The following is a 565-nucleotide window of genomic DNA, read 5'->3' as shown; positions in this document are numbered from 1 at the left end:
CGGGTCCCGGATTCGCCTTCGGCGCCCCGGGATGCCGGGGAGCGTGCAGATGCGTGGTTGCGTGAAACTGATGACCCCGGGCCCGACCAGGCACGTCGGGCAGTCCTGCGACCAAGAAAAAAGGCCACCCCCGAAGGAGCGGCCCGAAGTCTAGGGAGGAAACGCCCAAGAAGGGCTGCCGGACCGCGACGCCATCGCGATCCCGCAATGCACAAAGTAAATTGCGGCGCACAAAACGCAAGCGGAATACCCCTACCGGTTGCGCATACCCCGCCCGCTCCGGCTGCACGTCCGCAGCCGCCTAACCGTCGGCCAGGAGCTTCGCGATCTCGGCCTTGAGCGGGCCGGCTAGGTCCTTCCGGTCGAGCGCGTAGGCGATGTTGGCGGTGAGGAAGCCGAGCTTGGAGCCGGTGTCGTAGGTGCGGCCTTCGTAGTGCATGCCGAAGAAGTCCTGCTCGGCCATCAGCTTGATCATCGCGTCGGTGAGCTGGATCTCGCCGCCCGCGCCCTTCTCGCCATGCTCGAGGATGCCGAAGATCTCCGGCTGGAGGATGTAGCGGCCCGA

At 66.2% G+C, this 565-nt stretch carries 1 pseudogene; it reads right to left on the bottom strand.

What is annotated here, in order from left to right:
* Window positions 1-301: 301 nt before the first annotated feature.
* Window positions 302-565, bottom strand: a pseudogene (locus tag MKL11_RS18860) (UTP--glucose-1-phosphate uridylyltransferase); the annotation flags it as partial.

The organism is Methylobacterium sp. J-077, assembly GCF_022829365.1.
Taxonomy (GTDB): Bacteria; Pseudomonadota; Alphaproteobacteria; order Rhizobiales; family Beijerinckiaceae; genus Methylobacterium.
Note: the sequence above shows the minus strand (reverse complement) of the source record. Positions and strands in the feature narration are given on the sequence as shown.